A 24,134-nucleotide genomic window follows, 5' to 3' on the forward strand; every position below is an offset into this window, starting at 1 on the left:
ATCATAATTCCTCCTCAACCACAGTCGCAAAATTATCTCTAAAGGATTTTACAGCATCACGTCCTGCATGTATTGCAACATCAACTAATTCAGGTAAACTTGAATTAGTTCTTTGCATATAAATTTCTAACAGCATTGGTAAATTTACCCCTGCTATAATATCCATGTTTTCATGATCTGCAACAATTCTGCTGGCAGCATTGTATGGACTTCCACCAAATAGGTCAACAATGAAAAGAATTTCATCTTTTTCACCCAACTGTTCTATGGCTCTCTCATATTTTCCGACTAGTTCATCTGCACTTTCACCTGGTTCAAATGTTATAGTTCTTACATCCTCTTGTTTTCCAAATATCATTTCTGATGCTTTTACTAATTCATCTGAAAACTTTCCATGTGTGCATATTACTAAACCTACCACATTTATCACCTTCTTCTCTAACTTTATTGCTTATTTATAGTGCAAATTTCATGCCAAGCTATGTATCAACAAAATTTTTTTTAGCTTTTTTCTTTCAAAATGTTCTACGGTTAACTTGGCTAATGTGTAAGCAACTATTAGAACAACTATTTTCCAAATTATCATTTCCCCTCCCTCAACATTGTGCTCTAATTAGGATTTTGATACTTATCATACTTTTTTTGATACACTAGTTAAGTAATTACTACTATATTGATACATCAAAGCTAGAATTTTGCAAATTCGATGCTTTTCATCTGTAGTCAGTGATATGTTTGAGGATGTATACTTTACAACATGAAAAAAGAACGTTAAAACATACTCCAGTGTTTTAACGTTCTTTGCTTTGTTTTATAATCTTTGGGCATATACGACTTCTCCATGGGAATAATAATTGAATAAATTCCTTGTATTTTGAACATCTCGCCTATGCAAGCACCATAAATAAACTGGGGGCTATAAGCATGACAGACTCTACGTTGATTGGATTTTGGGCAAGTACAATCTTAACATGCCTTGTAGGTGTTGTACTGTTAATTGGGAAGCATGTGCAAGCTGGTAGTAGCTTTATTTTTTTAGGATTTGCCGTTGGTTCTTTCTCAAGTTTAGTTTTATGGAAGGTGAAAGGAATAGATATAGTTAGCCCTGTAACATCAATAATAGCATTATTATCGTCAATGCTACTCCTAGCCTATTTTATTATGAACCCGCTCAGCTAAAGCTGAACATCCCCCTCCACATTCACGCCTACGACAAAGATCATAACAGCAGCACCTCCAATCTCCTGGACAGTAGCTCATTCTCAATTCCCATGGCTCCTTGGGTTTCAATCTTGATATCATTCCCCTTGTTTTTGCAGCTTTCTCCAAAGCAACCTGGGGCAAACAACTCAGAGGGACGGTTCTTCCGAGTCAGGAATTGATTAATTTCAAATTATAAAATGTAATATAAGTAAATTTATTGATAAGTCGCTAAAATCCCTATCCAAGAGATTGCATTAGTTTATAAAAGTACTGAGGATCTTGTACTTTATGAAGCTGATACCAACAATCTAAGGTCTCATCTGAGAATACATCAAGTCGCTTAAAAACTTGATAAGCTAGCTCTATCGGTGCTATACCACTGGCAGTAATGAGATCACCATCGGTAACTGCACTTTGAAATTGAAAGTTTTCTTCCCCATGATAATTGGGGCATTCCTTCTTGAGATATGCAAAATCATTACTAGTGTGCCGATATGCATCTAAAATTCCGACTGACGCAAGTGCCATAGTAGCACCACAAATGGCGGCAACAGGAATACCACTATCTAAACAATCTTTTGCCTTTTTCAATATCAAAGCATGCTGTGAATCCATCCACGTTTCACCGCCAGGCAATAGCAGAAGAGCACAATCCTGATTATTAATTTCATCTATACTCAAATCAGGTATGATTCGCAGCCCACCCATGGTTGTAATCGGCTCCTTATTTAAACTAACTGTTTTAATCGTAAATGCTGGTATTCCTTTTTTAAAAAAACGTCCGGTTTTCAATTCAGCGGTTATATAGCCCCATTCCCAATCCGCCATTGTATTGAGAACATACATAAATATAGTATTTTTACTCATTGTATTACCTCCCATAACTACCACCCCACTCTAAAAATTCAAAAGGACGATATTTCTATCCTATTTACCATTAAAATACAAAACTCCTGCAAGGCTAGGCCGCTTTGCAGGAGTTTATCGTTATATTTATTTTGTGAATTGATTGTTATGTTGCTAAATTCTGCGCCAAAGGAAGATATTTCATAAAACTATCAATGATTCTACCATTTCTACTTATTGCTAAAACAAGCGAACTATCCCAAGGCACGATTTCAATATCTGCTAAAGGATGCTGAATACTTATTGTAGATTTCCAAAATCCACCGTACCCATCTGCATATGGGAAATTATACTTTAGAACGTCTTCCAATGTACAAGACGCGGGGACGGTGGTTCTGTCTTAAAGTTTCTTTCAACAATTCCCCTTTTCGTCAGACACTACCTCCGTCCCCTTATCCTTTATGAGTTTGCTGGCCCAGAATCAATTGCAGCTATTATCTCAACTGGTCAGATCATTGTATTCCAAATATATCTTGCAGATAGGTATCAAGAATACGAAGGGTATCGTGTAAAGCCTGGTTGAGAAATTTGGAGTTACCTTATAGCATATCCTTGGAGGTACCGGTGCCGATAATTTCTGAAGAACAAAATCGCCAATCCGCATCATATGTGCGCCAATAGAGGCGGGAACTATAGTCCATTGTCTTGCGTCCTTCAAAAAAGTAGTGATGAGTCCCGCCGTGTCCAGATGAACACGGGAAGGACAAAGAGGATCCCACCACTGGTCATGTCTGAATTGAAACTCTCTGTTCCAATTTATGAAGACTTCGTGCTCTGCCGCCAATTCTCCCATTTCAACAGTATCTCCAGCTTGCCGCCCCGGCACAGCCAGGCGCAACAACACCATTTTTTCAGAAAAAAACGGTTTAATCGTGACACTAGGCGACATTATTTCTCGCACCACAAATGCCACATCCATCTCGCGCCTTTCTATACTATCAAATGCTTCCTGAGTATGTTGAGTACGAATTTGCAGTCGGATCGGCGGGGTATGCTGATTTAGCATTCTATATACAGAAAACTCAAAGGGACGGTTCTTTTGAGTCACTCCCATCTTCTTGTCTCATATATGTTATACGTAAATAGAAGCTTTTCTTTGAAAAGCAGCATCCCCTATTTCTACTCTATTTACCATTAAAATACAAAACTCCTGCAAGGCTAAGCTGCTTTGCAGGAGTTTGTCATATATATTGTTTTTTGATCAGCTCTAATTATTGTCTATTCCTCTATTCTCATTGCATGACAGGGGTTCGGCACAGCGAGCCCTACCAGTCCAAATCCTGATTTTTAATCAATATAATAAGGCAACAGAATCGTCTACGCGTTTTCTAGAAATGAGGGATCAACATAAATTCGAGTAATTCTACGAAATCCGTAAATAATAGAACATTATCGATGATATGGAGAGGTAATTTGTATGGGAAAAGAACAACTAGAAGAACTAAACCGACTTAATGAACTACAAAAAGAATTAACAACTGGGTGGATAAAATATTGGAATCAATATTCATCATATAATGACTGGCATTTCTGGCTATTGGTTATATTGTCCGTGTTGCCATTAGTTTCATTGTATTTTTTTATCGATAGGAGAAGAATGTTTCATCTTGGTTTTTTTGGATTTAGCGTCCATATTTGGCATTCATATGTAGATGTTGCGGCAGTACAATTTGGAAAGTGGACTTATCCATACAAGTTAATCCCTATTTTTCCGATTAGTTTTGCATTTGACGCTTCTTTTATTCCGGTAACTTTCATGCTTGTTTACCAGTGGACATTAAACCATAAGAAAAATTTTTACTTGTATGCAACAATACCTGCCTTTTTCTTTGGCTTTATTGCAAAACCTCTTTTGGTTGCTATTAACATTACCAAGCCAGGAGCAGGTGGAGGAGGTTTGAAAGCCTATTTTATCTTATTTATTAGTCATTTAGCTATATCCTATGTATCAAAATGGCTAACAGATTTTTTCAGAAGCCTACTGGTAAAGGAAAATCCTCCAAATATGCCATCAACATCTTTGAACTGGTTTAGGGTTAGGAAGAAATAACTAAGTTCAATACTCTAACTCATTCTTTTTATCGTTCGGAAGAATCAAAGGGACGGTTCTTTTGAGTACCTATCTTCTCCTCTCATATACGCGATCATAATGAGAGGCCTATCTTTGAAAAACATATCCCATATTTCTATCCTATTTACCATTAAAATACAAAACTCTGAATGGTGTCAAGGGGACGGGGTTATCGACACTCTTTTCATGCTTTTAATGACAGAAGGGACGTCAGGCTGTGCGAAAACGCCTAGCTTTCAGCTTCAATATTGTCCCCAATACCGATTTGACATAAAAATAACGGCTATAATCAAATAGTAGTTCTTGAACCTACTTGATTGCCGCTATCAATTGCTTGGTTCCCATAATATTAAGCACACGTTTTAGGTTATACATTAAACAATGCATAACCGCTTCACCTTTCACTTTTTCAATACCACGCAACAATGGAAGCATCGGGGACGGTTCTCTTGCTTCCAAAATTGAATTATACCTTCTTACAAATAAAAGAAGCAGCGGAACCGTCCCACTGCTTCCATTTGCCCATTTCCTGCTCTGGCAAAACGTTTGTCAATGTTAGCGTATTAGCCAAGCAACGCAAGCACAAACTAACTATAGTCAAACATACAGGAGGGCTTGCAATGAGCAATCAGACAATATTATGGGGTACGTTAATTATACCTTGGTTAACACTATTCTTTATGCCAAGAGAAGATATTAGACGTTTTATGCCTGCTGGATTATTAGCTATATTCATGACTTTTATCGCAAGCGAATTAGGAGTTGCAAATGGGTGGTGGTACTTCCGGGAAACGATCTATCCACTAGCTATTTTACCTGCCTTCTACTACGGGCTTTACCCAACAGTGCCGATGTGGATTTTAAAATATACATATGGACGTTTTTGGCTGTTTTTATTAGTCGAAACCTTAAATAATGCGCTGTTTGTTTTCATTATTTTGCCATGGGTTGCTAGTAGAGGAATTATGGATTTCCCTTCTAGATTATTGGGATTTATTTTTACGATGATCATGGCTTTCTCAATTTACGGTTTTCAAATGTGGCAGGAAGGCGTATTTTCCCATTCTGAAAAAACTAACACCTCTATGAGCTTACAACCAGCAGCAGCAAAGCCACTAACAAAAAATCAAGAAAACAAAGAAGATTAATGAATAGATTAAACAATATTTCTAACCCCGGTCATCGTGCCGGTTTTCTTTTTGCCCATTTACAAGTCTACTGCCAACAATGAATATTAAATTCCTTTAAATAATTACCTTGAATTGATATGGGAAACTCACAGGGACGGTTCTTTTGAGTCACTCCTATTTTCTCATCTCACGTCAACAATATATATTCATAAGCTTTTCTTTGAAAAGCAGTATCCCATATTTCTATCCTATTTACCATTAAAATACAAAACTCCTGCAAGGCTAGGCTGCTTTTGCAGGAGTTTATCTTTATATTTATCGAGAAGCAAAGGGACGGTTTGGAGTGGACCCCAAGACTCGTACACTGTCCCTACCCAGAACTCCGGCTAACTTTATCCAAAGTTCTATGGGGTCTCACCAGCAAAACGCGCATTTCGTACGTTAAAAGACTGTCCGATAATAAAGACTTATGTAAATAATTCGATTAATTCAAGAAGCTTGATATAAAATCACTAAAAGAATTATAAGGGGTTACCTTATAATTCTTTATTACTAAGAGCATACTAACTTCGTCAAATGGATTTTTAAACGTTCTCAATAAAGCCAAAATTCTAGAATATAACTTTCTGGGAATTCCTAGCAATTACTGACCACCTACTTATAAAAGGAAGTGCATATATTGATTACTATTGAAATGATTAATCAGGCAAATTACACGCTTCATAATCTTATGGTGACGAAATGGAGCACACAAGACTTATTCTCTATTAAATGGTGGGGAGAAATAGGATTCGTAATTATCTCTTATATTCTTTGTTTTTCGCTATTGGATAAGACGAGACTAACCAAAACAATTTTATACGGGTCCCTCATATCTGTATTTTCCGTTGTAATTGAGATAGTCGGTTGTAACTCCAATCTATGGGCATATCCTTTGCCTATTCTCCCCATGGTTCCCAATATTTTCCTTTTAGACATTACCGTAATACCCCTTTATTATATGCTTATATATCAACGGGCTTACTCATGGAAAAGTTATGCAGTGTGGAATATAGGGGCATCTGCATTTTTAGGATTTGTTTTTTCACCATTAGTGGTATCACTGGGGCTTGTTCAGCTAATTCAGTGGAATTATGTAAATACCTTTTTGATTATTGCCTTTGTTGGTTTTTTGGCTAAAGCTGTAATATCCCTCATCATATCATTTGAAGAACAATATCAAGCAAAACAACAAGTTTGGCAAACTTCAGTTCTATTTCAACCAGCCGTTAAACCGCTTGATGAGGAATCCGATAAAAAAAATGAAAATTAGTTTACCTCAAAACAAGCAACTACGTCCGATAATTTTCCATTCCGGAACTCAAGGGGACGGTTCTTTTGAGTCATGCATTACAGGAGTTCGACACGGCGAGGCGTGGCCCTACAAATCCCCCTTTTTGAGTTACTATTGATGCTTATCCGTATCATGTATCATGACTAGTTTGCCTCCGGCATGATATAGGTTTCGGATTAGAATGGGGTCTCCATATCAGATCAAAATAGTGCAGAAAAAAATCAAACAATGATTAACGTCCTCATTGCCCTCAAAACTATAAATATCCAAATTTGTTGTTCTTACGCACCATACTTAAAGAGAGTAACGCTTCTGTGTATCAAATATAATGGCAAAATATTTATTTCGACAATTATTGCTGCCTAATATAACTGAAAAAGGTGCGGCCACTCAATTGGCCCGCACCTGGTACCCCTATTTATCGCTGTATTAAAAAACCCAAAATGGCCTAATCAACCTAAAGAGCTAAATGATTAGTAGGGCCTAGCTCCTATTTCCAAACCCACTTTTTATAATTCACTAAGTTTTGAAAGATGGATGTTTTCTCTTCCACACTGGCCAATGGATTCATGACTGAAATATACGCACCAACAGCTAGGGGAGATAGTACCAATGGCTTTAATTCGAGGGAATTCTGGAAGACTTGATCTGGAGCCAGGGTTTCATTACTTAACAGATACGTCCAGTAATTATTTCGGGCAAACCCCAATTTACAGTACAAATCAATACAGTCGCGATCATTGGTTGTTGTATTGGCTACATTCATAAATGCAGCGGGTTGAGCGGAGGATTTTGCGTGAACGATAAGGGAACGGGCTAGGTGAGCTACAGCCAACGAAAGATGATTCCAGGGATCCTCTGGATTAACGGCTAGTAAGTCACCGGGGCTTTTCTGAACCTGCCTATGCTCTAAATAACAAGCAGCCACCTTGCTAAATCCTTTTTTGATCTGCTCCAATTTTGGGTGGCAAATTTCAAAAGCCACCAGGTCTAGGTTCAGAACGTTGACCAGGTCAATAATCAGATGCTTTACGTCACCTTCCGGGTGTTTTTGTACTCTTTGGATCACCTGGTGATAGGGTAATCCGTAAATGGGGCCGCTTAGAATGTAGGTCAAGGCGTAACGAACGGATGGAGATTGATATTGGCCCAGTTCATAAATGGCCTCTATGAAATTAAAATAACAGGTGTCCATCACTAGTAAATCGATGAAGTAGCCCCCTTCTTGGCAGGCCAGGTGGATGGCCTGGCTCATTTCTGGCAGCCCCATCAGATAAGGTACCTCCTGGCTATAATCGGTCATAGAGCCCGCAAACTGACAGCCATGCCCGCCAAGTGCCAGCATGGTTTTCTGGGCAGGGTAATGTTGCCTGGCCCATTTGATAAAATCATAGAGGTTCAGGGGATCCGCCATATTTTGATTACCCAAATCCGCGAGTAATATCGATTGACCATTCGTTAAAAAGTAACGTCTTACACCAACCCAATTCTCATCAGTGCCAGGTAATGGAATAAAGGGTCTTATGATTTTGACAAGGCTTCTTTCTGCTCTTCCAATCTGAATCACAACATTGATATCATCATTGGAGCCGATACTTTGGGCCTCTAAAAAGGTTTGCCACATTTCGGGTTCCAGGTCATTGTTACCATTGGCGTAAATTAGAATCGTCCACTTTTTATGTACGTTCCCTTGCATCTCTTTCACCTGCCACGAACCATTAAATTTGTTACTAGATATTTTTCATACAAAGCGTTGAACTTCGCAGGAAGCTTTAGTCTAAGTGACTTTCGTCCCTACAACAACTATCCTACCATAGGGGGATCCCGCGCTGGGGTATGGGTGGAAACGGTGACACAGGAATGGTAAACGTAAATTGATTGGTGCCGCTCAATTCTCCGATACCGGCATCCACATTTGTGATCACATCACCTAGCACTGGAGCGGCCAAGATCGTAAAAGTCACAGTCAACACTCTTGTTGAAAGAGCGGGTATGGTCAATCCGGTCCAGGTAATCAGTATGTTGGCATTAGAGTATGGTCCCGTAGGCGGGCTGATTGTTGCCGACGGACTAGTTGTTAAACTGCCGATCTGCACATCCGCAGGTATGTGAATCAGATCCACTACCGTAACGCCGGTGGCATTGGTAGAGTCGCTGTTGGTAACAATAAGAGTAATGGTTACCGTGTCTCCGACAGTAAAGTGGGTGCTTGGAGGAGGGGGAATGGGGCCTACCGTGGTAAGGCTCAGGAAAACCCCAGTTGACACTGGAATGGTACACGTAAATAGATTGGTGCCGCTCAATCCTCCGATGCCAGCGTCCACATTTGTGATCACGTCACCTAGCGATGGGGCTGCCAAGATCGTAAAGGTCACAGTCAACACTTGTGATGAAAGAGCGGGTATGGTCAATCCGGTCCAGGTAATCAGTATGTTGGTATTAGAGTATGGCCCCGTAGGCGGGCTGATTAGGGTTGCCGATGGACTAGTTGTTAAACTGCTGATCTGCACATCCGCAGGTATGTGAATCTGATCCACTACCGTAACGCCGGTGGCATTGGTAGTGTCGCTGTTGGTAACCGTAAGAGTAATGGTTACTGTGTCTCCGACAGTAAAGTGGGTATTCGGAGGAACGGGAGTGGGGCATACCTTGGTAAGGCTCAGGAAAACTGCAGTTGACACAGGAATGGTGCACGTAAATTGATTGGTGCCGCTTAATACTCCGATACCGGCGTCCACATTTGTGATCACGTCACCTAGCGGTGGGGCGACCAAGATAGTAAAGGTCACAGTTAACACTTGTGATGAAAGAGCGGGTACGGTCAATCCGGTCCAGGTAGTAAGTATGTTGGTATTAGAGTATGGTCCCGTAGGCGGACTGATTGAGGTTGCCGACGGAGTAGTTGTTAAACTGCTGATCTGTACATCCGCTGGTATGTGAATCTGATCTACTACCGTAACACCGGTGGCATTGGTAGTGCCGCTGTTGGTAACCGTAAGAGTAATGGTTACCGTGTCTCCGACAGTAAAGTGGGTGCTCGGAGGAGTGGGAGTGGGGCATACTTTGGTAAGGCTCAGGGAAACCGCACATGTCGCTATTGTAATGGTGTTAGTGTCTAATGTAACCGCGCCATTTCTAGCCAGCAATCGGCCATTCACCTTTGCGCCGGTCTTCGCTGTGATTGATGTCAAAGCCAGGATGTTTCCCGTGAAGGTAGAGTTCGTTCCGAGGGTCGCAGAACTGCCGACTTGCCAAAATACGTTGCAAGCCTGAGCCCCATTGATGAGATTTACGTTGCTACCCGATCCCGTAACGAGTGTGGACCCTATCTGGAAGATGAAGACAGCATTGGGGTCGCCCTGGGCATTGAGGGTGAGAGTGCCTGTTAACCCAAGTGAAGACGTGGATTTGTAGACTCCAGGGACGAGGGTTAGCCCTACAAGGTCCCCAGCCACGGCGGTAGCAGGTAATCGTCCGGCAGCATCGTTATATGCGGTGATCAAGTCGGTTTTTGCCTGTTGAGTGACAGCATCGCCTCCATGGTTCGTCCCGATCAATGTGACAGAACCAAAGCCAGTTTCTGATGTAGTTGGAAACGTCCCAACATCCCCGGTAATCGTGGTCGGACCGGTGTTGGTAATCCCGGCGCCGGCCAGAACTGCGAAACTGTTGGCCGTTCCAAGGTTTACTGATGGTTGAGCCATAAGAGAGAAAAACACCTCCTTTCATTTGCTACATTATTATATGCAAGCGGCATATGATTGCTACTGAGATATAATGGTAGGAAGAATTGAGGGGTCGTTTCGAAAATGATAACCTTTTACCATTTTGTTGGACGGCTAATTTATAAATTACCCATAACGCACTAAAGGGACAGGTTCTCTGTCCCACTAGATCCTATTAATCACACTTTTAGATATTCCTGTTATCCTTGCTAATTGCCTTCACTTGGGATAATTATCCTGTCCCCTGTAAGATGTAGTACAGAAGGATTATCCATTATGGGCTAGAAAAACTCCGAACAATTCGCTTTGAAGTGACAGAGGGGACGTTCCTTTTTGTCAACAAAAAATCAAAGGAACGGTTTTACTAAGCAAATTTTGTGTCCCAAAAACTCAAGGGGACGGCTCTTTCGAGTCACTCCCCTCTTTTTGTCGTATGTCATAAATATATGATCAAAACTTTTTTTTGAAAATCAGTATCCCATATTTCTATCCTATTTGCCATTTTTTTGATCAGCTCTTCTTATTTGGAGTCTACAACGGCTCTTTATCAAGACAAAGGAACCGTCAGATCCTTTATTATCGAGCTTTATATTAACAATTGCGCTTATCCATTCTCTAAACAAATATTTAGTTCCATGACATGCCAATCTCATAAATAGAATCAGATTAAGTTACTTTATTTTTCTAGCAATTATGCTATGCACCGCGTGCTTATGGGGTATACCTGCCGAATTGCAGTCTACAATTCGCTCTTCACATTGAAGTATCTCCCAGTCATGATAATGCCTAGCCAAGTCCCCTGATAGATAGAAAAACTCATTTTTTTCCCAGTCAGTAAAACTCAAGGGGACGGTTCTTTTGAGTCACTCCCATCCTCTTGCCTCATGTCATCAAAATATAAACATAAGCTTTTCTTCAAAAACATTCTCCCATATTTCTATCCTATTTACCATTAAAATACAAAACTCCTGCAAGACTAAGCTGCTTTGCAGGAGTTTGTCGTATATATTGCTTTTTTAAAGAAGCAAAGGGACGGTTCTTTTGCTTCTTGCAAAGATGTTATCCTTAGAAATATGAGAGCCACCAGAACCGTCCCACTGCTTTTTCCGACGGATAGTACTGATTTACATCTGAAGTAACAACATTTGTATTTACAAGGTTAATTTATACATCTGCAGATAATGCTTTCTATAAAATCTTCCCTAAAGACCAAATAAGTAATCCAAGGGTAGTGATGATGATAAGTACTCCACCAATTACTATTACATAAGGGGACATCCATACGACCCCAGCCCTCCAGATGGAAAGATTAGTTGTTTCTCTAATACCGGCTATTGTAACTACTGACCCCCATATAACCCCTACGTTATTCGCAAGAAATACTACCATATTTTCCTTTCCTAATAGTAGTGTAAAGATTGCATCTATTGAGCCAAAAAAAACACAGGGAATAATAGTAGTCCATGCAAAAACAATTCTCATTTGGGATTTTTCACATTGCCCTCCGAGCCACAAGCTAGTCTTCCAGAAGAAATAACTCCCAAAATAAAACATTAATAAATTAATAATGACGAGAGCTGCTGTTCCGAACAACCATTCCTTAAGTTTGAGATTCGGTTCTCCCCATATGGCAGCTTGTAAGTACCCGATCATCGGAGCTACGACAGCTAACAGAATCGTAAAAGATACCCATAAATTCCAAACACTTTTATCTGTTTCCCTCTCTAATAATTCACGTATCGTTAGACGTGGACGAAACAAAAAAGATATCCATGGGTTTGTTTTCTCGGAAGTCTCCTTGGATATTGGGGCTTGATCATTGTTATCTAAAAGAATATCTTAACCCTCCTTCGAATGCAGTTATTATTTCAAAAGAATCAAGGGGACGGTTCTTTTGAGTCACTCTCCTCTTTTTGTCTCATGTCATAAATATATTATCATAAACTTCTCTTCGACCGTTTTGTGGCGCTCATAGCTCAAAACTACAGTATCTAATTAACTCAAAGCCTGCAGAATCACAGGGACGGTTCTTTTGAGTCACTTCAATCTATTAAAATATTTATTTGTGATGTTTATTTGAAAAGTATTCTGCTACTTTATATGGCGTGAAGATAACCACAACACTGCCTCTAAAATATTCTCCGCTATATAATTAGGTTCTACATCTGCCCATTTATCCCTATATATTTCTAACGCTTCTTTTCCTGCACCGGTCATGACTAGTATTTTTTTTGTTCCAGCATTATTACCTGCTAACATATCACTCCACCTATCTCCAATCACAGCGCATTTTGTGAGGTCAAGGTTGTATTCATTTGAGGCTTTAACTAATAGTTCATGACTAGGTTTTCTACAGGAACATTTTTCTTCGTGGCTATGTGGACATATGTATGCTTTTTCAAAACCAAATCCTACTAACTCTTTTTCAAACTCATAAACGGTACTCTTCCCTTTTGAAATACCAGGTTGATTAGTAAACGCAAAAATCATTATATTTAGGCTTTTCAAAAGTTTTATTGCCTCTTCTGCAAATTCAAAAAGTTTAAATTCACCTGGGTAAGTTATTGAACAATCTCCTCCAATAGTTCCATCCCTATCAATAAATACCGCATTTATAATGTCTTGCATCTTGTTTCTCCTTCTCTATGTGAGGGACAAGGAGACAGGTTCTCTGTCCCACTATATGATTGAAAACAACTCCAAACCACGAATAGCAACGACACATTTCCCCTGTCATTTCGGCTAACGTGTCCGGAATTCGCATGCACGTTTCCTCCTCATCATAAGATCTTCCGCAACTTCTGTCCGCAATTGTGGCAATACGTATGCATCAGACTGCTGGTGATCGAATGACAGTATCTGCAACTCTTGGTTAGCAGCCGATTCCCTACATAGGCCATCCCGCCCATAAATACCGCAATCATAGCGTTGCCAAAAAACTGAAAAAAGCCGCTGGTCCCGACTATCCATGCCGTAAAACCCAGCTCCAGCCCCCACCAATGCACCCATCCAGAGTGTCAAGGGGACAGGTCCTTTGACACTCGCACCTTTAGACGCGGGGACGATGGTTCTGTCTTGCAACTTCTTTCGAAAGGGACACGGGGAAACTGCAGATTAACAAGAGACCTAAACAGAGACTTACTGGTAAATAATAATTATAATGTAAAATTATTTCAGGGTTTAGTGTTTGTGAAAGAGAAGCTACCCATAATTCGAATTTCACAAATAATTTCATTAGTAGTCTATTTCCATTTTATAAATTATCAGTTATCGTGGCCTAATCATCACCATCACATTAATTTCATTTGTACTTAATTGATTTAAATCATTTTCAATGCCCGCCGGATTTCCAATTCTCCCTTCTGGATCATACACAAAACAGATGTCAAGGGGACAGGTCCTTTGACACTTGCACCTTTCTTACCATTTCACGCTTTAGTTCCACTGTCTCCGCAATCCCTCTTAAAGACAAGTTGGAAATCACGGAGACGGTTCTTTTGAGTCACTCCCCTCTTTTTGATTTGGGACAAAGGGACGGTGGTCCTGTCTTGCAACTTCTTTCAATAATTCCCTTATTGACAACTGCCACTACTTCCCCTTGCCTTTTTATGTTATCTACTCAAGAGCATCGTAGTAACTACTTACGGAAACTCAAGGGGACGGTTCTTTTGAGTCACTCCCCTCTTTTGTCTCATGTCATAAGTATATGATCATAAACTTTTCTTTGAAAACGACATCCCATATTTCTATCCTATTTACCATTAAAATACAAAACTCCTGCAAGACTAAGATACTTACAGGAGTTTGATTTGTTATAGAACGTTTAAGCTTATACGTACATATTTACCATTTAAAATTTAGCCTATTAACATTTTAATTCCATGTGCAAGATAGGATAAGGTTTCCCTGCCCCATCAAATTCAGAACGATTTACGACATGAAATCCCAGATGAGACGCGGGGACGGTGGTTCTGTCCTGCAATTTCTTTCAACAATTCCCCTTATTAGCAGACACTACCTCCGTCCCCTTGTCCTTTTCTTTGCCCCTCTTTTGTTCGTTCCTCTATGCAACTAATCAGGTAGTAAGTTTAGCCAAACAAAGAAAACCGCACTTTTTTAAGTGCGGTTGCGCTGACTACGCGCCATCTCTTTCGTCATTGTCGGGACGGTACTGACTCTTATCTTCGTCGGTGAGTTTTGCAGCGGGATGAGCTAAGAGTTCTAGGGGGCTACGATGCTGCATGATTGCTTGGTCCAGAACTTTGAAGCTATATCCCATGACGACACCGAATATCGATGACGTAATGTAATTCGAAAGCGCCGTGTTAAATGGAGCTGGCACCGTTCCTGGGGTTTGAAATAGTGCAGTTAGTAAATAGATTACAAAGTAAGGCGTGGTTCCCAGCATCCAACCCTTGAAAAGAATCTTACGGCTAGTGACCCATACAAGGAAATAAGCGAACACGGAGCCAACAGCACCGCAAAAGCCAATGTGAATGAAGACAGCAAATATGTGTTCTCCTAAGCTGAACGGAGGCACATGCCCAAAGATAAGGATTGCAGCCCAATCTGATAACCGTAGCGTAGTGATTCCCAAAAAGTATGAAAGATGGCTTAATGCACTTGACACAACCCCACCAACAACTCCAGCCACAAAGCCTCGATACAACCTGTCCTCCATCATTTGCCGCCCCCGTAATTGTAGTAGTCTTAGTATGTTCGTGGAACGACCGCGCTATACAGCATATCAATATTGGCGGCGCAAGCTGAGGTGCTGGTGCATAGCAGGAATAGCATATCTATTTTATACATTAGATATTAAGTATTATGCCCTACCTTCAATCTCTTTAACACGTGCATAGAAGGTCACTTTCTTTAGTCCTGAAAGTTCCATTGCCTTTACTGCTGTTATCTTGCCATTTCTCCAGTTAGTGAGTATGTCAGGGGGACGTGTCAGGGGGACGGGGTTGTCGACACCCTTTTCATGCTTTTAAAACAATAAGTGACAGAGGGGACGTTCCTTTTTGTCAACAAAAAATCAAAGGAACGGTTTTACAATGTCAAGGGGACAGGTCCTTTGACACTTGCACCTTTGGTAGACGCGGGGACGATGGTTCTGTCTTGCAACTTCTTTCGAAAGGGACACGGGACAGGTTCCTTGTCCCAAATAAAAACACTAGCTTTAAATTGTCTTTATTTTATTGCTATGTCAAATTTGAGAGAAGCTACCCATATGAGTCAGGGGACGGTTCTATGACTCACTTAGTTCTTTAACCATATTTTATCTATTTTTTAGAAGCATCGGGGACGGTTCTCTTGCTTCCAAAATTGAATTATACCTTCTTAAAAATAAAAGAAGCAGCGGAACCGTCCCACTGCTTCCATTTGCCCATTTCCTGCTCTGGCAAAACGTTTGCCAATGTTAGCGTATTAGCCAAGCAACGCAAGCACAAACTAACTATAGTCAAACATACAGGAGGGCTTGCAATGAGCAATCAGACAATATTATGGGGTACGTTAATTATACCTTGGTTAACACTATTCTTTATGCCAAGAGAAGATATTAGACGTTTTATGCCTGCTGGATTATTAGCTATATTCATGACTTTTATCGCAAGCGAATTAGGAGTTGCAAATGGGTGGTGGTACTTCCGGGAAACGATCTATCCACTAGCTATTTTACCTGCCTTCTACTACGGGCTTTACCCAACAGTGCCGATGTGGATTTTAAAATATACATATGGACGTTTTTGGCTGTTTTTATTAGTCGAAACCTTAAATAATGCGCTGTTTGTTTTCATTATTTTGCCATGGGTTGCTAGTAGAGGAATTATGGATTTCCCTTCTAGATTATTGGGATTTATTTTTACGATGATCATGGCTTTCTCAATTTACGGTTTTCAAATGTGGCAGGAAGGCGTATTTTCCCATTCTGAAAAAACTAACACCTCTATGAGCTTACAACCAGCAGCAGCAAAGCCACTAACAAAAAATCAAGAAAACAAAGAAGATTAATGAATAGATTAAACAATATTTCTAACCCCGGTCATCGTGCCGGTTTTCTTTTTGCCCATTTACAAGTCTACTGCCAACAATGAATATTAAAATCGCGGGGACGGTTCTTTTGAGTCACTCCCCTCTTTTTGTCTCATGTCATAAATTTACGATCATAAAATTTTCTTTTAACGGTATCCCATATTTCTATCCTATTTATAATTTCATGGGGACGGGGTTATTGACACCAACCTTGGGTGAATTGTCGACAACCCCGTCCCTGCGCCCCCCCCCTAACCATTGCGGCTATTACCAGTGTTATTACCATGTGGACTGTGCTTGTCATCGCCTAGCTGATCTGACATTTCTGCTTCGAGAATTTGTTGCATGGAATCTTTAAAAAAATCTTTTAACTTATTGTGGATGTCCTCAACTGTTCGGCACTCTTTTGCCAATTTCTTTGCAAGTTGCATTTGTATGCTTTGCATAAATGGCCATCTCCTTTATGGATATAATTACCATTTACACAAAACTTGAGACACTCTCGTATAGCATGAACTAAAAGTTATTTTAACGAAGGTAATCTATCAAATATTTCATCGTATAATTCTTTATCCTCTTTATAATCTTCCATTATAGCGTCTCTCAATTCATTTGAATAAAAAGAAATTTTTGATTTATTATTAGTACTTTCAACTACTTCAAATAATTTAAGTGAGTCTAACAACATAACAACAGATGCAAAATAGCCTTGATATAGTGATTTAGCGTCCTTATTTTTAGGACAAGACGCGGGGACGGTGGTTCTGTCTTAAAGATTCTTTCAACAATTCCCCTTTTCGCCAGACACTACCTCCGTCCCCTTGTCCTTTATGAGTTTGCAGGCCCAGAATCAATTGCAGCTATTATCTCGACTGGTCAGATCATTGTATTCCAAATATATCTTGCAGATAGTTATCAAGAATACGAAGGGTATCGTGTAAAGCCTGGTTGGGAAACTTGTGAGTTACCTTATAGCATATCCTTGGAGGCACCGATGCCGATAATTTCTGAAGAACAAAATCTCCAATCCGCATCATATGCGCGCCAATAGAGGCGGGAACTATAGTCCATTGTCTTGCGTCCTTCAAAAAAGTAGCGATGAGTCCCGCCGTGTCCAGATGAACACGGGAAGGGCAAAGAGGATCCCACCACTGGTCATGCCTGAATTGAAACTCTCTGTTCCAATTTATGAAGACTTCGTGCTCTGCCGCCAATTCTCCCATTTCAACAGTATCTCCAGCTTGCCGCCCCGGCACAGCCAGACGCAACAGCACCATTTCTTCAGCAAAAAACGGTTTAACCGTGACACTAGGCGACACTATCTCTCGCACCACAAACGCCACATCCATCTCGCGCCTTTCTATACTATCAAATGCTTCCTGAGTATGTTGAGTACGAATTTGCAGTCGGATCGGCGGGGTATGCTGATTTAGCATGCCATATACAGGAGGCAAAACAAATTGACTTATACTTTCGGCAGCACTAATTGCCAGACTCAGCTGCGAACCGCTGGCTTGTAAGATTTGTGTTTCCCTCCAGAGAGCATCCCATCTTTCTGCAATGCTAAAAAAGTTCTCCCCTTTTGGTGTCAGACGGATTTTGGATGCCCCTTTTCTTCTCTCAACCAAAAGGCCACCCATTTCCTGCTCTAAGGTCTTTAACCGATAGCTTACAGTAGCTTGTGACAAGTGCAACGATTCGGCCGCCTTACTTATACTCTCGGTCCGTACGATAGCTAAAAACGCCTCAATCCCAGGAAAATACATAGAACACCTCTCGATATATAGAAATATTTAATATAGTTAACAAAATATTTGAGTTTTACAACATTATTCTTTATGTTTAAAATTATCATTATTAGAGATGATGGTCAAACGTTTTTTCACTGGATGGATCATCTGATCGGATTGTCTAAATAAAATCCAATACGTAAAATATGGAGGTACATAACATGTTTGAAAGTATGATCGAAAACTTAAAAACCAAACAGCAAAAGTTAGTATTTACCGAAGGCTCCGATCCAAGAATTCTGGAGGCGGCAAGCCGTTTAAAAAAAGAGAAGATCCTTGAACCGATACTGCTAGGTAATCCAGAAGAAATACATAGGGTATCGCAAAAGTATGGTTTTCTTACAAATGAAATTGAAATTATAGATCCTAGAACATATCCAGCTATCGAATCCATGGCTCAGCTGATGGTTGAACTTAGAAAAGGAAAAATGGATGAGGCCACCTGCCGCGAGTCTTTGCTGAAAACGAATTATTTCGGTACGATGCTTGTAAAAATGGGATATGCAGACGGCCTTTTAGGTGGCGCAACTTATTCTACTGCCGATACCGTTCGTCCGGCACTTCAACTTATTAAAACATCACCTGGAAATAGAATTGTTTCAAGCAGCTTTATTCTCTATCGCAAAATAGAGAATGTTGAGGAAAAATACGCGATGGCTGATTGTGCTATCAACTTGAATCCCAGTGAGGATGAACTTGTCGAGATTGCTATTGAAACGGCAAGAACAGCAAAAGTCTTTTCCATTGATCCAAAAGTTGCATTATTATCTTATAGTACGTTAGGCTCAGGCACAGGAGAATCAGTTGATAAAATGCGAAATACAGCCACAAAATTAAAGAGTATGAATCTTGATTTTCCAATTGACGGTGAACTACAGTTTGATGCCGCATTTTCCAAAGATGTTGCAAAAATAAAAGCGTCACACTCTCCAGTCGCCGGGGACGCAAACACATTCATATTCCCAGATATTAATGCCGGTAATATTGGTTATAAGATAGCTCAGCGTTTGGGAAACTTTGAGGCATATGGTCCGATCCTCCAGGGGCTAAATGCACCGATCAATGACCTTTCAAGAGGTTGTAATGCCGATGAAGTTTATCATATGGCAATTATTACTGCTTCTTTAAAAAGATAAAAGGGCAAACATCAACCAGGTTTTCTTCGAAGCATAGTATAAAGCACGAAAGGTGGTTTAACAATGAAAATTCTCATCGTTGGCTATTTTAACGAGACCGCAAAATCAAATATTACAAGGCATTTTCCAGAAGAGTGGGACATTGTAATTGTCCCGCCCGGAAAAGAAATGCTGCATCATATGGAAGATTGCCAGGTAATCATACCTGAACATATTAAAGTGGACCGCAGACTGCTTGCTACCGCCCAAAAATTAAAATTGGTCCAGACGGGTGCAGGATTTGATAATGTAGATATCGATGCTTGTACGCAACGCGGCATTTGGGTGGCCAATGCGGCAGGCGTCAATGCACAGGCAGTGGCCGAGCACGTAATGGCACTGATATTGTCTTATTATAAAAACATACCGTTTCTTGATGCTTTCATGAAAAACAAGCTTGATGAAAATCAATTGGACTATACAGGGAGTGAATTAACGGGCAAAACGATTGGGATTATTGGCCTAGGCGCCATCGGTAAAAAAGTAGCTGCTTTTTGCAGGGTTTTTGATATGAATGTGCTGGCTTATGCCAGGAATGCCGTCGTACAATCTGACGGTTTTGTGAAAATAACGGATTTTGATACTCTTGTAAGCACCTCGGACATCGTAAGTATACATTTACCGCTGAATCAGCAAACCAAACAGCTGATCAACAAAGCGGTATTCAAGAAAATGAAGAAGACCACCCTTTTTATCAATACAGCCCGCGGCGGGATTGTCAATCAAAGCGATTTGATCGATGCCTTAAAAAATAGGGACATATTAGGCGCATGCCTGGATGTATTTGAATCTGAACCGCTGCCAATTGACAGTGAGCTCCGGGATCTGGATAATGTGATCCTTACTCCCCATACAGCAGGCATGCCGGACGGTCGCAAATTCCATAAAAAAAGATATGATTTCTTTGTGAATAATATAAAACGTGTAGCGAATGGCGAAGAGCCTGAGAGCAAGCTCAATCAGTTATTATAGTTTTGCTACAAGTCAAATGACGATTAGCTTTGGAGGGATTATATGACAGAATCGGCTATTGTTCTTATCTTGATTGCCGCCTTCGGTCATGCTACCTGGAATTATTTAGCCAAAAAAGCATGCGGTGGTACAGCCTTTATTTGGCTATTCGCCACGCTTTCTACATTGCTTTATTTCCCGTTAGCGTTATGGATCATCGTCGTCCAAAAGCCGCTGATTGGCTGGCATCAATTAGGGTTTATGCTAGGCAGCGCCATATTGCACTCTTTATATTATATCCTGTTGGACAAAGGCTATCGGATTGGTGATCTTTCGGTCATCTATCCTCTGGCGCGCGGTACGGGTCCTATGCTTTCGACGATTGCAGCCATTGTCGTTTTAGGCGAACATCCTTCCGCAGTAGCGCTTGTCGGAACAGTATTGATTGGCTTAGGGATTGTTATAATCACAGGGAATCCCTTTAAGTTGGCGGAACCTACCGCCCGTAAACCAATGATATTTGCGATTCTCTGCGGCACGATGATTGCTGGATATACGCTCTCAGACAAATTGGCTGTCAGCACTTTCCTGATACCGCCTTTACTTCTTGATTGGTCGGCAAACTTAGGACGAGTATTTCTCTTAACTCCATATGCGTTTAAAAATTGGGACAAAGTAAAAGACCAATGGACCAGTCACAAAATCGAAGCTATTAGTGTGGCTGTTTTATGCCCATTGGCGTACATTTTGGTTTTAACGGCTATGGTATTCAATCCTGTAAGTTATATCGCACCAGCGAGAGAAATCAGCATTCTAATCGGCACTGCAATGGGAGCCCGACTGCTATCAGAAGGAAATATAAAGATTCGTGTCATCGGCGCAAGCGCGATGGTCATTGGATTGGGAGCGTTGTCCATCGGATAGCTATGCAATAATAACAACTTCAGAAAACTCAAGGGGACGGTTCTTTTGAGTCACTCCCTTCTTTTTGTCTCATGTCATAAATATATGATCATAAACGTCTCTCGAAAAACGGTATTCCATATTTCTATCCTATTTACCATTAAAATACAAAATTCCTGCAAGGCTAAGCTGCTTTGCAGGAGTTTGTCGTTATATATTGATTGTTGGTCATTCTTCTATTCTATCGCATAGACAGGAGTTCGACACGGCGAGGCGTGACCTTGCAAGTCCACCCTTTTCCGTTGATATTTATGAGTCGACGAACCGTCACCTGACTCATCACTAAAATCATCTAAATAAAGGTAACCATAAATATCCGATAAAGGTAACAAGCAGCGTAAGAGGAAAACCTATGCGAAAATAATCCCGTGCAGTAACATAGACATGATTTCGTTTGGCAATCTCTACTACAATCAAGTTAGCAATAGATCCAGCAATTGTCAGATTTCCGGCAAGAGTTGAAAATAAAGCTAAAGCCTTCCACCATATTTCTATCTCGGTATCTGGAATAAGAAAACGAATTAACAACACTGCAGGGACATTGCTTACCAAATTAGACAAACCAACGGTTATTATAGCAAAAACCTCTAAGTCGTTCACTTTTGAAAAAGAGAATTGGTCAAAAATATAAGAAACTAATCCACTTTCTTCGACTCCAGCAACAATAATAAAAAGGCCAATAAAGATAACCAGCAGGTTGAAATCCACACTTGCATACACTTTATTCGGTTCTACTCGTCGAGTCATTAAGGATACTGCCGCACCCAAGCTGGCTACCAATGCCAAATCATAACCAGATAAATACATAATTAAGATAACTGCCAATATCAATAAACTTTTGATAATCAAATACATATGGGCATTTTCGGGAATTTGCTGACTCTTTTCCCAACCACCATGAAGATCCTTACGATAATAAAATGAAATCACGATAAAAGTACAAAACAGCCCTAAGATTGCTACAGGAGCTGCAGTCATAAAATAAGACAAAAATGACATCCCTGACAAACTGCCCACCAGTATATTTTGTGGATTCCCTAGTAAAGTCGCAGCACTGCCTATATTGGAGGCCATGGCAACCCCCAAGAGATGTGGTACTGGATTGCAATCAATTTTCTGGCAAAGAAGTAGTACAATGGGCGTAAACAACAGGCAGACAATATCATTAATCACAAAAGCAGAGAGAACTCCACTTACCAAAATAATAGCAAACAACAAGCTGTTCTTACTGGATACCATCCGTAGCAGATTGTTTCCCACAAACTCAAAAAATCCAGCTAATTTCAAATTCGCTACTAGAATCATCATTGAAAATAAAATGATGATTGTCTTATAATCTACCGCTGCAGTGGCTTTATCGGATGATAAAACACCCGTTCCTACCATCGCTACCGCTCCAATGATAGCAGCTCCCGCACGATCCACTCTAAAAAATGGGCTTTTTCCCAATGTAAAAACCACTAATACAACTCCTAGAATTAGCCCCGCCAATATCATATGTAAGGAATGTTCCATAACTACCTCGCTTTGTACTATATAAGTTCTTATCCCACATTTTCTTGCCAAATCAATTACCTGACAAAGGTAACATTGTATATTCTTACTTACATTGTTCTGCCAAGTAGCCTCTAAAATAATTATTATTTTGCGCTTCGGTTGCGCATTTTTCTACATCTTTATAATTGTAATCATAACTGTCTACTTTAGACGCTGCTACTTTTTGCATATAAGCCCCTCGAATAAATTATAGCAACTAGATACACACGTAATATTTAACACACTCCCAATATTATATCATAGAAACGAACCACACACTGTCCCCAAGTCTACCATAAAGAAGATGACAGAAGGGACGTTCCTTTCTGTCATCTTACAAGATACTCTTTGGCGCAAATGGGCATCTTTTAATAGCAATTGCTATAAAGAGTCCTATTAATACAAGAAATCCCCCAATTATATGGTGCATGGCAAATGATTCATTTAAAATTATCACGGCAAATATTGCTGTAAGTATTGGTTGAACCAGTGTGAATATCGAAACTTTTGACGAGTCGATATAGCCAAGAGAAAAATTAATTAAAAAGTATCCTCCAACTTGGGTAATTAAACCTAGACATAATAGGTAAACCCAGGATATAGACGAAAATCCATACAATTCACTTTCTGTAATAATACAGCAAATGAATAATGTTACGACAGAACCTAAAAAAGTAAAAAATACAACCTGCAGAGTACTATTTTTAAGTCGTACTTGTTTCACTGATAAAACATATAAAGCTAAAAATATACTTGCAATAATGGAAAATATAAAACCTCTGTCGACTTTCATTTCAACAATATTACTAATTCCAATTAACACGGCTATTCCAAACATAGCTATACCATTGCCGATCCAGTGGAAATGATTTAGTTTTTCCTTGAATAAGATCATAGCCCCTATACTTACCCATATAGAGGAAAGATTTACAATCAATGTAGGAAATGTAGCATTAGAAATTATAACTGCTATGTTCCAAAAGACCAGTTCAAAAGCAAAAAACATTCCGCCTAATAAACAAATACAAATTCCTTTATAACTCATATTCTTATTCTTTGATCTAATATAAAAAGGCAGTATAAATAGTATGGCAAAAAATATTCTATAAAAAGCTGAAGAGATTCCATTGATATGAGCTTCTTTTACGAAAATTGCAGATACTGATATACATACTATTCCCAAGAATAATATTATCCAAGGGGCTTTCCTAACCGGTTCAACGTTCATATTCACCCAACCATTTTCTATAAATTTCCTGTACAGAATAATAGCGAGTCAGGGGACGGTTCTTCGACTCATTAAAGACGATATCCC

General features: G+C 39.9%; 23 protein-coding genes and 2 pseudogenes. 8 read left to right on the forward strand and 17 right to left on the reverse strand.

Annotated elements, in window-relative coordinates; genetic code table 11:
* Position 1: 1 nt before the first annotated feature.
* The gene (locus UFO1_RS16705) at positions 2-421 is read right to left on the reverse strand and encodes a PTS sugar transporter subunit IIA (protein WP_038672671.1); all 420 of its coding nucleotides are present in this window, start codon (positions 419-421) and stop codon (positions 2-4) included.
* Between the two features lie 503 nt (positions 422-924).
* Between UFO1_RS16705 and UFO1_RS16710 the strand changes: the two genes are divergently transcribed.
* Positions 925-1,179 carry a hypothetical protein gene (locus tag UFO1_RS16710; protein WP_038672673.1) on the forward strand — a complete coding sequence of 85 codons (255 nt, stop codon included), beginning with the start codon at positions 925-927 and terminating at the stop codon, positions 1,177-1,179.
* Between the two features lie 261 nt (positions 1,180-1,440).
* Here the strand turns inward: UFO1_RS16710 and UFO1_RS16715 are convergent, their stop codons facing one another.
* Entirely contained in the window at positions 1,441-2,070 is a 630-nt protein-coding gene (locus UFO1_RS16715; protein ID WP_038672675.1) for a type 1 glutamine amidotransferase family protein, read from the reverse strand.
* Between the two features lie 478 nt (positions 2,071-2,548).
* On the reverse strand, positions 2,549-3,163 hold the full coding sequence (locus UFO1_RS16720) for a LysR substrate-binding domain-containing protein (protein WP_236639227.1): 615 nt from the start codon (positions 3,161-3,163) through the stop codon (positions 2,549-2,551).
* Between the two features lie 363 nt (positions 3,164-3,526).
* On the opposite strand from UFO1_RS16720, the gene UFO1_RS16725 reads away from it, so the two are divergent.
* A complete protein-coding gene (locus UFO1_RS16725) occupies positions 3,527-4,159 on the forward strand; it encodes a CBO0543 family protein (RefSeq protein WP_051788975.1) in 633 nt (210 codons plus the stop codon).
* Between the two features lie 330 nt (positions 4,160-4,489).
* Here UFO1_RS16725 and UFO1_RS26045 read toward each other — a convergent pair whose 3' ends face one another.
* Entirely contained in the window at positions 4,490-4,615 is a 126-nt protein-coding gene (locus UFO1_RS26045) for a hypothetical protein (RefSeq protein WP_256380522.1), read from the reverse strand.
* A gap of 185 nt (positions 4,616-4,800) precedes the next feature.
* Here UFO1_RS26045 and UFO1_RS16735 point away from each other — a divergent pair, with 185 nt between their 5' ends.
* Positions 4,801-5,328 carry a hypothetical protein gene (locus tag UFO1_RS16735; RefSeq protein ID WP_038672678.1) on the forward strand — a complete coding sequence of 176 codons (528 nt, stop codon included), beginning with the start codon at positions 4,801-4,803 and terminating at the stop codon, positions 5,326-5,328.
* A gap of 661 nt (positions 5,329-5,989) precedes the next feature.
* Positions 5,990-6,622, forward strand: a complete 633-nt coding sequence (locus tag UFO1_RS16740) for a hypothetical protein (protein ID WP_038672680.1) — start codon at positions 5,990-5,992, stop codon at positions 6,620-6,622.
* Between the two features lie 511 nt (positions 6,623-7,133).
* On the opposite strand, the gene UFO1_RS16745 is transcribed toward UFO1_RS16740, so the two are convergent.
* From UFO1_RS16745 to UFO1_RS16770, 8 genes and pseudogenes are all read right to left on the reverse strand, one after another.
* Positions 7,134-8,339: a clostripain-related cysteine peptidase gene (locus UFO1_RS16745; RefSeq protein WP_038672682.1), complete on the reverse strand. Its 1,206-nt coding sequence runs from the start codon at positions 8,337-8,339 to the stop codon at positions 7,134-7,136.
* A 112-nt stretch (positions 8,340-8,451) separates the two neighbouring features.
* Complete coding sequence (locus UFO1_RS25810; protein WP_236639228.1) at positions 8,452-8,607, reverse strand: hypothetical protein; 156 nt, start codon at positions 8,605-8,607, stop codon at positions 8,452-8,454.
* Between the two features lie 33 nt (positions 8,608-8,640).
* Positions 8,641-10,347 (reverse strand): annotated as a pseudogene (locus UFO1_RS26235) (ice-binding family protein); the annotation flags it as partial.
* Between the two features lie 1,209 nt (positions 10,348-11,556).
* On the reverse strand, positions 11,557-12,129 hold the full coding sequence (locus UFO1_RS16755; protein ID WP_038672684.1) for a Yip1 family protein: 573 nt from the start codon (positions 12,127-12,129) through the stop codon (positions 11,557-11,559).
* A 330-nt stretch (positions 12,130-12,459) separates the two neighbouring features.
* On the reverse strand, positions 12,460-12,996 hold the full coding sequence (locus tag UFO1_RS16760) for an HAD-IIIA family hydrolase (protein ID WP_038672686.1): 537 nt from the start codon (positions 12,994-12,996) through the stop codon (positions 12,460-12,462).
* Between the two features lie 114 nt (positions 12,997-13,110).
* A complete protein-coding gene (locus UFO1_RS16765; protein ID WP_144390894.1) occupies positions 13,111-13,389 on the reverse strand; it encodes a hypothetical protein in 279 nt (92 codons plus the stop codon).
* 246 nt (positions 13,390-13,635) lie between these two features.
* Entirely contained in the window at positions 13,636-13,752 is a 117-nt protein-coding gene (locus UFO1_RS26240) for a hypothetical protein (protein WP_158442860.1), read from the reverse strand.
* A gap of 751 nt (positions 13,753-14,503) precedes the next feature.
* Positions 14,504-15,052 (reverse strand): hypothetical protein, encoded by a 549-nt coding sequence (locus UFO1_RS16770; RefSeq protein ID WP_051788977.1) that lies wholly within the window; start codon positions 15,050-15,052, stop codon positions 14,504-14,506.
* Between the two features lie 803 nt (positions 15,053-15,855).
* Here UFO1_RS16770 and UFO1_RS16775 point away from each other — a divergent pair.
* The gene (locus tag UFO1_RS16775) at positions 15,856-16,383 is read left to right on the forward strand and encodes a hypothetical protein (protein WP_038672678.1); all 528 of its coding nucleotides are present in this window, start codon (positions 15,856-15,858) and stop codon (positions 16,381-16,383) included.
* Positions 16,384-16,658: 275 nt separating this feature from the next.
* Here the strand turns inward: UFO1_RS16775 and UFO1_RS16780 are convergent.
* Both UFO1_RS16780 and UFO1_RS16785 read right to left on the reverse strand, forming a co-directional pair.
* Positions 16,659-16,850: pseudogene (locus UFO1_RS16780) on the reverse strand (transposase); the annotation flags it as partial.
* 435 nt (positions 16,851-17,285) lie between these two features.
* Positions 17,286-18,170: a LysR family transcriptional regulator gene (locus UFO1_RS16785; protein WP_038672695.1), complete on the reverse strand. Its 885-nt coding sequence runs from the start codon at positions 18,168-18,170 to the stop codon at positions 17,286-17,288.
* A 185-nt stretch (positions 18,171-18,355) separates the two neighbouring features.
* On the opposite strand from UFO1_RS16785, the gene pta reads away from it, so the two are divergent.
* The 3 genes from pta (at position 18,356) to UFO1_RS16800 (ending at position 21,244) form a co-directional block, all read left to right on the forward strand.
* Positions 18,356-19,330, forward strand: coding sequence for a phosphate acetyltransferase (gene pta / locus UFO1_RS16790; protein WP_038672697.1), 975 nt, complete (start codon positions 18,356-18,358; stop codon positions 19,328-19,330).
* Between the two features lie 63 nt (positions 19,331-19,393).
* The gene (locus tag UFO1_RS16795; protein ID WP_038672698.1) at positions 19,394-20,341 is read left to right on the forward strand and encodes a D-isomer specific 2-hydroxyacid dehydrogenase family protein; all 948 of its coding nucleotides are present in this window, start codon (positions 19,394-19,396) and stop codon (positions 20,339-20,341) included.
* 42 nt (positions 20,342-20,383) lie between these two features.
* On the forward strand, positions 20,384-21,244 hold the full coding sequence (locus tag UFO1_RS16800) for an EamA family transporter (protein ID WP_038672701.1): 861 nt from the start codon (positions 20,384-20,386) through the stop codon (positions 21,242-21,244).
* 327 nt (positions 21,245-21,571) lie between these two features.
* Here the strand turns inward: UFO1_RS16800 and UFO1_RS16805 are convergent, their stop codons facing one another.
* The 3 genes from UFO1_RS16805 to UFO1_RS16810 form a co-directional block, all read right to left on the reverse strand.
* Positions 21,572-22,798: an SLC13 family permease gene (locus tag UFO1_RS16805; protein ID WP_084159856.1), complete on the reverse strand. Its 1,227-nt coding sequence runs from the start codon at positions 22,796-22,798 to the stop codon at positions 21,572-21,574.
* Positions 22,799-22,883: 85 nt separating this feature from the next.
* Complete coding sequence (locus tag UFO1_RS26050) at positions 22,884-23,009, reverse strand: hypothetical protein (RefSeq protein ID WP_256380523.1); 126 nt, start codon at positions 23,007-23,009, stop codon at positions 22,884-22,886.
* 144 nt (positions 23,010-23,153) lie between these two features.
* Complete coding sequence (locus UFO1_RS16810; protein ID WP_038672705.1) at positions 23,154-24,047, reverse strand: DMT family transporter; 894 nt, start codon at positions 24,045-24,047, stop codon at positions 23,154-23,156.
* Positions 24,048-24,134 lie beyond the last annotated feature (87 nt).

This window comes from Pelosinus sp. UFO1 (assembly GCF_000725345.1).
Classification (GTDB): domain Bacteria; phylum Bacillota; class Negativicutes; order DSM-13327; family DSM-13327; genus Pelosinus.

Excerpts from the sequence above, each read along its gene's own strand:
- UFO1_RS16710 (WP_038672673.1), top strand. The coding sequence starts at position 925 with ATGACAGACTCTACGTTGATTGGATTTTGGGCAAGTACAATCTTAACA.
- UFO1_RS16715 (WP_038672675.1), bottom strand. The coding sequence starts at position 2,070 with ATGAGTAAAAATACTATATTTATGTATGTTCTCAATACAATGGCGGAT.
- UFO1_RS16720 (WP_236639227.1), bottom strand. The coding sequence starts at position 3,163 with ATGGGAGTGACTCAAAAGAACCGTCCCTTTGAGTTTTCTGTATATAGA.
- UFO1_RS16725 (WP_051788975.1), top strand. The coding sequence starts at position 3,527 with ATGGGAAAAGAACAACTAGAAGAACTAAACCGACTTAATGAACTACAA.
- UFO1_RS26045 (WP_256380522.1), bottom strand. The coding sequence starts at position 4,615 with ATGCTTCCATTGTTGCGTGGTATTGAAAAAGTGAAAGGTGAAGCGGTT.
- UFO1_RS16735 (WP_038672678.1), top strand. The coding sequence starts at position 4,801 with ATGAGCAATCAGACAATATTATGGGGTACGTTAATTATACCTTGGTTA.
- UFO1_RS16745 (WP_038672682.1), bottom strand. The coding sequence starts at position 8,339 with ATGCAAGGGAACGTACATAAAAAGTGGACGATTCTAATTTACGCCAAT.
- UFO1_RS16760 (WP_038672686.1), bottom strand. The coding sequence starts at position 12,996 with ATGCAAGACATTATAAATGCGGTATTTATTGATAGGGATGGAACTATT.
- UFO1_RS16770 (WP_051788977.1), bottom strand. The coding sequence starts at position 15,052 with ATGATGGAGGACAGGTTGTATCGAGGCTTTGTGGCTGGAGTTGTTGGT.
- UFO1_RS16775 (WP_038672678.1), top strand. The coding sequence starts at position 15,856 with ATGAGCAATCAGACAATATTATGGGGTACGTTAATTATACCTTGGTTA.
- UFO1_RS16785 (WP_038672695.1), bottom strand. The coding sequence starts at position 18,170 with ATGTATTTTCCTGGGATTGAGGCGTTTTTAGCTATCGTACGGACCGAG.
- pta (WP_038672697.1), top strand. The coding sequence starts at position 18,356 with ATGTTTGAAAGTATGATCGAAAACTTAAAAACCAAACAGCAAAAGTTA.
- UFO1_RS16795 (WP_038672698.1), top strand. The coding sequence starts at position 19,394 with ATGAAAATTCTCATCGTTGGCTATTTTAACGAGACCGCAAAATCAAAT.
- UFO1_RS16800 (WP_038672701.1), top strand. The coding sequence starts at position 20,384 with ATGACAGAATCGGCTATTGTTCTTATCTTGATTGCCGCCTTCGGTCAT.
- UFO1_RS16805 (WP_084159856.1), bottom strand. The coding sequence starts at position 22,798 with ATGGAACATTCCTTACATATGATATTGGCGGGGCTAATTCTAGGAGTT.
- UFO1_RS26050 (WP_256380523.1), bottom strand. The coding sequence starts at position 23,009 with ATGCAAAAAGTAGCAGCGTCTAAAGTAGACAGTTATGATTACAATTAT.
- UFO1_RS16810 (WP_038672705.1), bottom strand. The coding sequence starts at position 24,047 with ATGAACGTTGAACCGGTTAGGAAAGCCCCTTGGATAATATTATTCTTG.